We start from the raw sequence: 7,387 nt of genomic DNA, 5'->3' as shown, positions 1-7,387 counted from the left end.
GCGCCCCGCCCGGGCGTGGACGCGGAGCGGCGGCGGGGCCGGGGGGCGGCGGTCCCCCGGGGGGGGGCCGCGGGGCCCGGCCGACGGCGCCGCGGCCCTGGCCACGCCGCGGCGCATCCTGGTCGCCACGCTGCTGGCCGGCGCCTTCCTGGAGAGCGTGACCGGCTTCGCGGTCGGCGCGGTCTTCGCGCTGGCGGCGCTTCGGGGGATGGGGCTTCGCGGCGCGCCGGCGGGCGCGATGGCGCTGCTCTCGCTGAGCCTGGTGCCCTGGGGCGGGCTCGGCCCCGGCACGGCGCTCGGCGCGGCGCTGGTCGGACTGCCGGCGCAGGCGGTGGCCTTCGCGACCGCCTGGCCGAACGCCGTCTGGTATCCGCTGCTCGGACCCGTGCTGTGGCGGCTCTGCGCCGCGGCGGGCATTGCCGTGCCGCCGGCCGAGCGGCTGGCGCAGATGCTCATCCTCTGCGCGGTCGCGGCGCTGCTGCTGCTCTGCCACGCGCTGTTCCCCTTCGAGGCCGCGGGGATCGTCGCCACCGGGCTGCCGCTTCTGCTGCTGCTCTGGCGCCTCGATCCGCCGCGGGGCAGGGCAGGGTGGCACGCCGCGATGCGGACGCTGGCGCCCTATGCCGGGCTGACCGTGGCGCTGCTCGCGGCGCGCGGCTGGGCGGGCGCGCCCGCCTGGACGCCCTTCGGCGACCTGCCGGGCGTGCCGCTGACGCATGTGGCGGTGATCCTCTGGCTGGTGTCGGCCGCGCTGCTGCTGCGGCTGCCGGACGGCGTGGCGCGCGCCAGGGGCGCGCTGCTGCGGGCGCGGCGCCCGGCGCTGGCGATGCTGCTCTATGTGATCCTGGCGCGCTGGCTGGCGGGTTCGGGCGTGGCGGGATCGCTGGCCGAGGCGCTGGCCGCGGCACTCGGGCCGCTCGCGCCCTATGCCGTGCCGGTGCTCGGCCTGGCGTCCGGCATGGTGACGGGCAGCAATGTCGGCTCCAGCGCGGCGCTGATGGCGGTGCAGGCGGCGCTGGGGCGGGCGGCGGGCCTGCCGGAGCTTCTGGCACCCGCCCTGCACAATTTCGCGGGCTCCGCCGGCGCCGGCATGTCCTTCGCGGTCACCGCGATGATCTGCGGCCTGCTGGCCGACGGCACGCGGCCGGCGCAGCTCTGGCGGTTGCTGCTGCCCTCGATCGCGCTGGTGCTGGCGATCGGGTGGCTCGCCGTGGCGGTGGGGCGGTAGGGCGCCGCTCAGCCGCGCAGCAGCCCGCCCATCGGCGCGACCGCGTCGCTGCCCGGGAAGGCCTGTGCGACGGCCGCGCGCGGCAGGCCGAGATGGCCGGCCAGCAGCGCCTTCGCGACCGCCCGGAGGTCGGCGGTGGGCTGCAGGTCGCGATTCTCGAGCAGCGTATCCGGCGCGAGGCCGGGCCAGTCCGCCACTACGCGCCCGCCGCGCACCGCCCCGCCCGCCAGCAGCGCCACGCCGGCGGTGCCGTGGTCGGTGCCGGCATTGCCGTTGGACCGCGCCGTGCGGCCGAACTCGGTCACCACCAGCACCGCGGTCCGCCCCCAGTGCGCGCCGAGCGCGGCCTTCAGCTCCCCGAGCCCCGCATCGAGGGCGCGCAGCGGGCCGAGGATGTTGTTCGCCTGGTTCACATGCGTGTCCCAGCCGCCGAGCTCCAGCACCGCCACGCGCGGGCCGTTCGGCTCGGCCAGAAGCTGGCCCGCGGCCGCCGCCAGGCGGGGGAATTGCGCACGGCCGCGATCGCGGCTCGGCTCGCCGAGCGCGCTGGCCGCGAAGCCGCGGGCCCGAAGCCCTTCCGCGAAGACCGGGCCGAGCTGCGCATCCGCGGCATGCAGCGCGGCAAGCCGGGCGTAGAGGTCGGGGGAGGGGTGCTCCACCCCCGCAGGGAACCAGGCGCCGACCGGCGTCGGCCCGCGCATCAGCAGCGGCACGCTGGTGCCCACCGCAAGCCCGGCGCGGGCCTCCGCCGGGTTGGGCAGGGCGGAGAGGGCGCGGTTCAGCCAGCCGCTCGACAGCCGCTGCTCGGCGCCGCTCTCCAGCATGTCCTGCGCATCGAAATGCGAGCGGCTGCGATAGGGGCCGGCGATGGCGTGCAGCAGCAGCGCCTCGTCCGCCGCGTACATCGCGTGCAGGTTGGCGAAGTCCGGGTGCAGGCCGAAGCGGCCGCCGAGGTCGAGCAGCCCGCCCTCCTGCCCGGGCTCGGGCAGCGCCAGCGGCGCGCGGATCTCCCGCAGGCCGGGATCGGCATAGGGCTGCACGGCGTAGAGCCCGTCCATCGCGCCGCGCTGCAGGATCACCACGAAGCGCCGCTCGCCCGGAAGCTGGGCGAAGGCGGCACGCGTGCGGCCCAGCACCAGCGCCGTGCCGAGGCCGAGCAGCAGGCTCCGCCGGCCGAGCGAGAAGGAGGCGTGGCTCATCGGTGCATGAACTCCGGGCTGCCGATCAGCAGCGTCGCGGCATCGCGGACCGACCCCGCGCCGCGCATCGCCCCGACCGTCTCGGCGCGCGCCAGGGGGCCGAGTGCCGCGGCGACGACGCCCGGCAGATCGGTGACGCCGGCGCGGCCGGCGAGGGTGTAGGCCCAGTCCACCCGGCGCATCACCGCCTCCGGCGTCGCCCAGGCTTCGGCGATGTCGGGCCAGCCATTCGGTTGCGGCGCCATCCAGAGCGGCTGGTTGATGCCGATCAGCCCGTTCAGCACCAGCTCGGCCCGCTGCTCCGTCACGCCGAGGGCCCGGCCGGCGGCCAGCACGAAATCCTGCGGTGCGCGGAACTTCGCCAGCGGCGGGTCCCAGGCCTGCGGCAGCGCGATGAGCGCCAGCGCCACCGCGCCCAGGTCGCCATCCGTCTCCCGCAGCACCGTCTCCAGCGCGCGCACCGCCTCGGGCGGCGGCGAATCCGCAACGAAATGCCGCGCCAGCTTCGCGGCCAGGAAGCGCCAGGTAGCGGGCTGCGCGGCGAGGAAGCGCAGCGCCGCCTCCTGGCTCTCGGCGCCTTCCTCGAAGCGGCGGCCCATCAGGTATTTCGGACCGGGCTCATGCGCGGCGGGCTGCCACTGGAAGTCGAAGGGCGGCCGGTCGGTCGCCACCCGCCAGCCGGTCAGGATCTTCGCCAGTTCCTGCACATCCCCCTGGGTGTAGCCGCCGGCTGGGGAGAGGGTGTGCAGCTCCAGCACCTCCCGCGCCAGGTTCTCGTTCAGCCCGAAGCGGCCGCCACGGGCGACGCGGCTGTTCGGCCCGACGGAGAGGTTGTTGTTCAGGTAGATCAGCATCGCCGGGTGGCGCGTCACCGCCACCAGCATGTCGGCGAAGCGGCCGGTGACATGTGGGCGGATCGCATCGTGCTCCAGCGCCGCCGGAAGGATCGCCATCGCACCGCCGCGGCGAGCCGTGGTGAAGTGGTTGGCCCAGAAATCCACCAGCCGGTCCCGGAAGGGCTGCGGCGAGGCCAGCCGCCACGCGGCCCAGGCGGCGGTCTCGCGCCGGATCAAGCCGGGAAGGGGGGTGCTGTCCGGCAGGACGACGCCATGCCCCTCCAGCGCTGCGCGGTACTGCGGCGCGCGGCTCTGGGCGATGCCGGCGGCCTCGTCGCGGAGGACCAGGTGCGACAGCTGGGCGATGATGGCCTCGGAAGCCGTCAGGCCGGGCGGCGCTGCGCCGGGGGCGCGCACCTGCTCCGCCAACCAGGCCTCCGGCGTTTCGGGCGGCGACTCGCCGAGGCGCAGGCCCAGCCCGAAGCGGATCGCGGCGATATGACTGCGGATGCTCACCCCTCCAGCCTAGCACGACGGCGCCGCCGGTCGCGCAGGAGCCGGCGCGGGCGCCGTAACGAAGGGTGACGCGGGCGCCGTGCCCCGCGCCGGCGACAGTGTGGCCATGCGGCCGCACCGTGCGGCTTCGGCGGATACGCGCTTGCAAAACCGGGCCGGAGAGGGCATCTCCGCGCCGCACATAGCTGATTCGGCACTATCGGGCGGGCACCTGGGGCGGAAAGGCCCCTGGGGACGTCCGCTTTCGTCCATGGAGGCCCGTCGTGGCGCGCACCCCGCTCGAGAAGATCCGCAACATCGGCATCACGGCGCATATCGACGCCGGCAAGACCACCACGACCGAGCGCATCCTCTATTACACCGGCAAGTCCCACAAGATCGGTGAGGTGCACGACGGCAACACCACGACCGACTACATGGAGCAGGAGCGCGAGCGGGGGATCACCATCACCTCGGCCGCCGTGACCGCCGTGTGGAAGGACCACCGGATCAACATCATCGACACGCCCGGCCACATCGACTTCAACATCGAGGTGAACCGCTCGCTACGCGTGCTGGATGGCGCCGTCTTCATCATCGAGGGCGTGGCCGGCGTGCAGCCGCAGTCCGAGACCAACTGGCGTCTCGCGGACCGCTACAACGTCCCGCGCATCATCTTCATCAACAAGCTCGACCGCACCGGCGCCGACTTCTACCGCGCCGCCGCGACGCTGACCGAGAAGCTCGGCATCAACTGGGTTGCGCTGCAGCTGCCGATCGGCATCGAGGACACCTTCAAGGGCGTGGTGGACCTGGTCGAGATGAAGGCGATCGTCTGGAAGGGCGACGAGCTCGGGGCGCAGTACGAAGACGCGCCGATCCCCGACGACCTGAAGGACAAGGCCGCCGAGTACCGCCAGAAGCTGCTCGACACCGTCGTCGGCGTGGATGAGGCCGCGATGGAAGAGTATTTCGACAAGGGCGACGTCTCTATCGAGACGCTGAAGCGCTGCATCAAGAAGGGCACGATCACCGGCGAATTCCGCCCCGTGCTCTGCGGCACCGCCTTCAAGAACAAGGGCGTGCAGCCGCTGCTCGACGCCGTGCTCGACTACCTGCCGAGCCCGGTGGACATCGAGGGCATCAAGGTCGCCCCGGAAGAGGGCCAGGACGAGACCGCGGAGCGCCGCGTGATCCCGGCTGACGAGAACGCGCCCTTCGCCGGCCTGGCCTTCAAGATCATCAATGATAAATACGGCAACCTGACCTTCGTGCGCGTGTACCGCGGCGTGCTGCGCTCCGGCGACACGGTGCTGAACACGACCAAGGAGGGGAAGGAGCGCGTCGGCCGCATGTTCCAGATGCACGCCGACAAGCGCGAGGAGATCAAGGAGGTCTTCGCCGGCGACATCGCGGCCTTCGTCGGCCTGAAGGACACCGGCACGGGCGACACGCTCGCCTCCGCCGAGGACCCGGTGGTGCTGGAGCGCATGGCCTTCCCGGTGCCGGTCATCGACATCTCGGTCGAGCCGAAGACCAAGGAAGGCGTCGAGAAGATGACCCTCGGCCTGCAGAAGCTCGCCGGCGAGGACCCCTCGCTGCGCCTGCGCACCGACCAGGAGAGCGGCCAGACCATCCTCTCCGGCATGGGCGAGCTGCATCTCGAGATCATCATCGACCGCCTGAAGCGCGAATACGGCGTGGACGCCAATATCGGCGCGCCGCAGGTCGCCTACCGCGAGACGATCACCAAGCCGCACACCGAGACCTATACCCACAAGAAGCAGTCGGGCGGCTCGGGCCAGTACGCCGAGGTGAAGATCGAGTTCGAGCCGCTGGAGCGGAACCAGGGCATCGTCTTCGAGAACGGGGTGGTCGGCGGCGCCGTGCCGAAGGAATACATCCCGGCGGTCGAGAAGGGCATCAAGGTGCAGGCCGACACCGGCGTGCTCTCGGGCTTCCCGACGGTGGACTTCAAGTACCGCCTGGTGGACGGCAAGTACCACGACGTCGACTCCAGCGCGCTGGCCTTCGAGATCGCCGCCAAGGCCTGCTTCCGCGAGGGCATGAAGAAGGCCGGTCCGGTGATCCTGGAGCCGATCATGGATGTTGAGGTGACGACGCCCTCCGACCATGTCGGCGACGTGGTGGGCGACCTGAACCGCCGCCGCGGCGTGATCCAGAGCCAGGACATGGCCGGCACCAGCGTGATCGTGCGCGCCCATGTGCCGCTGAAGGAGATGTTCGGCTACATCTCGAACCTGCGCGGCATGACCAAGGGCCGCGCGAGCTTCTCGATGCAGTTCCACCACTACGATCCCGTGCCGCGCAACGTCGCGGACGAGATCATGAAGAAGAGCGCCTGACGCTTTTCTTCACGCGCCTCGCCTCTCCCTCCCCCGCGCTGCGGGGGAGGGCCGGGGTGGGGGCCGCACCAGCCTTGCGATAGCCGGGCCGTTCAGCCCTTCTTCCGCGCCGCCAGCGCCTTCGGTGCCTTCGGCGGCAGCGCCGCCACATAACGGGCGGCGAGCGCGATCCACGCCTCCAGCCCCGCATCCTCCGCCGCGTCCGGGTTCACCAGCACGAAGCCGCGCATCGGCTTGCCGGTGAAGTCCATGATGCGTGCGCCCGGCCGCGTAAGCGCCTCCGCCTCCAGTTCCCGCCCCACTCGGAACATGAAGCTGTCCTTGGCGATGCCGCAGAGCATGTTGCCGTTCAGCATCCAGCAGATGCCGCCGAACATCCGCTTCTCGACCAGCCCACGCCGCCGCGCCAGCGCACGGCGCATCATGTCCGCGAGATGCGGGTCGGCCGGCATGGCCGCTCAGCGCCGCATGAAGTGCGGCGCGATCACCTCCAGCACCAGCGTGCCGTCGCTCTCCTTCGCCACCAGGTAGCGCAGCTTCACCACCGCCAGGTGCGGCTTGCTGCGCATCGGCCGCACCTCCACCACCACCACGCGCATGGTCACCGGCGTGTCGGGCTCGAGCGCGGCCGTCCACTTCACCTCCGCCCCGCCGGCTCCCTCGTTGATCCCGGAGATGACGCCGCTGCGCAGCAGGTGCCCGACGCTGGCGGCGAAGGTGTGCACCCCACTCGCCACCAGCCGGCCGAACAGGGAATCCCGCGCCGCCGCCTCGTCCAGGTGGAAGGGCTGCGGGTCGAAGCGACGGGCGAATTCGATCACCTCCTCGCGCGGCAGCACGAAGCCGCCGAGGTCGAAGGTCTGGCCGGGATGGAGCTCGTCGGCGGAGCGGATCGGCGTCATGCGCCCGACGCTACGGGAGGCTCCCGCTTGCCGCCAGGGGCAAGGCGCCGATAGGCTTGCGCCAGAGCAACAAGGGGGGAGGACGGACATGCGTCGTCGCGACATGCTGATCATCGGGGCCGGGGCGCTGGCGGCGCCTTCGGTGCGGGCGCAGGGCGCGTGGCCGGCCCGGCCTGTGCGGCTGGTGGTGCCCTACATCCCGGGCTCGGCCCCCGACGTGATCGCCCGCAACCTCGCCGAGCGGATCGGGGCCGAGATCGGCCAGTCGGTGGTGATCGAGAACCGCGGCGGGGGGGGGGGGGGGCGCCGCGGCGCCAAAACCCCCCCCCCCCCCCCCCCCCGCGCGGCCCCCCCGCCCCGC

6 protein-coding genes and 1 pseudogene are annotated in these 7,387 nt (G+C 72.7%); 3 read left to right on the top strand and 4 right to left on the bottom strand.

Annotated elements, in window-relative coordinates; all coding sequences use genetic code 11:
- Positions 1-1,228, top strand: a 1,228-nt coding sequence (locus tag AC1MIR_RS14525; protein ID WP_480028909.1) for an L-lactate permease, incomplete at its 5' end; no start/stop codon positions are given.
- Between the two features lie 8 nt (positions 1,229-1,236).
- Here the strand turns inward: AC1MIR_RS14525 and AC1MIR_RS14520 are convergent.
- Positions 1,237-2,427, bottom strand: coding sequence for a DUF1501 domain-containing protein (locus tag AC1MIR_RS14520; protein WP_480028908.1), 1,191 nt, complete (start codon positions 2,425-2,427; stop codon positions 1,237-1,239).
- Entirely contained in the window at positions 2,424-3,779 is a 1,356-nt protein-coding gene (locus AC1MIR_RS14515) for a DUF1800 domain-containing protein (RefSeq protein ID WP_480028907.1), read from the bottom strand. Before AC1MIR_RS14515 ends, AC1MIR_RS14520 begins: the two co-directional genes overlap by 4 nt.
- A gap of 263 nt (positions 3,780-4,042) precedes the next feature.
- Here AC1MIR_RS14515 and fusA point away from each other — a divergent pair, with 263 nt between their 5' ends.
- The gene (gene fusA / locus AC1MIR_RS14510) at positions 4,043-6,124 is read left to right on the top strand and encodes an elongation factor G (RefSeq protein WP_480028906.1); all 2,082 of its coding nucleotides are present in this window, start codon (positions 4,043-4,045) and stop codon (positions 6,122-6,124) included.
- 92 nt (positions 6,125-6,216) lie between these two features.
- Here fusA and AC1MIR_RS14505 read toward each other — a convergent pair whose 3' ends face one another.
- Together AC1MIR_RS14505 and AC1MIR_RS14500 are read right to left on the bottom strand one after the other, a co-directional pair.
- Complete coding sequence (locus AC1MIR_RS14505; protein WP_480028905.1) at positions 6,217-6,576, bottom strand: TfoX/Sxy family protein; 360 nt, start codon at positions 6,574-6,576, stop codon at positions 6,217-6,219.
- 6 nt (positions 6,577-6,582) lie between these two features.
- Positions 6,583-7,026, bottom strand: a complete 444-nt coding sequence (locus AC1MIR_RS14500) for a MaoC/PaaZ C-terminal domain-containing protein (protein WP_480028904.1) — start codon at positions 7,024-7,026, stop codon at positions 6,583-6,585.
- 88 nt (positions 7,027-7,114) lie between these two features.
- On the opposite strand from AC1MIR_RS14500, the pseudogene AC1MIR_RS14495 reads away from it, so the two are divergent.
- Positions 7,115-7,387, top strand: a pseudogene (locus tag AC1MIR_RS14495) (Bug family tripartite tricarboxylate transporter substrate binding protein); the annotation flags it as partial.

Source organism: Falsiroseomonas sp. RANM36 (assembly GCF_056682175.1).
The sequence above is the reverse complement of the archived record's forward strand: the minus strand, read 5'-3'. Positions and strand labels throughout refer to the sequence as shown.

Coding starts and splice junctions, on each gene's coding strand:
- AC1MIR_RS14500 (WP_480028904.1), bottom strand. CDS start 7,026: ATGACGCCGATCCGCTCCGCCGACGAGCTCCATCCCGGCCAGACCTTC.
- AC1MIR_RS14505 (WP_480028905.1), bottom strand. CDS start 6,576: ATGCCGGCCGACCCGCATCTCGCGGACATGATGCGCCGTGCGCTGGCG.
- AC1MIR_RS14520 (WP_480028908.1), bottom strand. CDS start 2,427: ATGAGCCACGCCTCCTTCTCGCTCGGCCGGCGGAGCCTGCTGCTCGGC.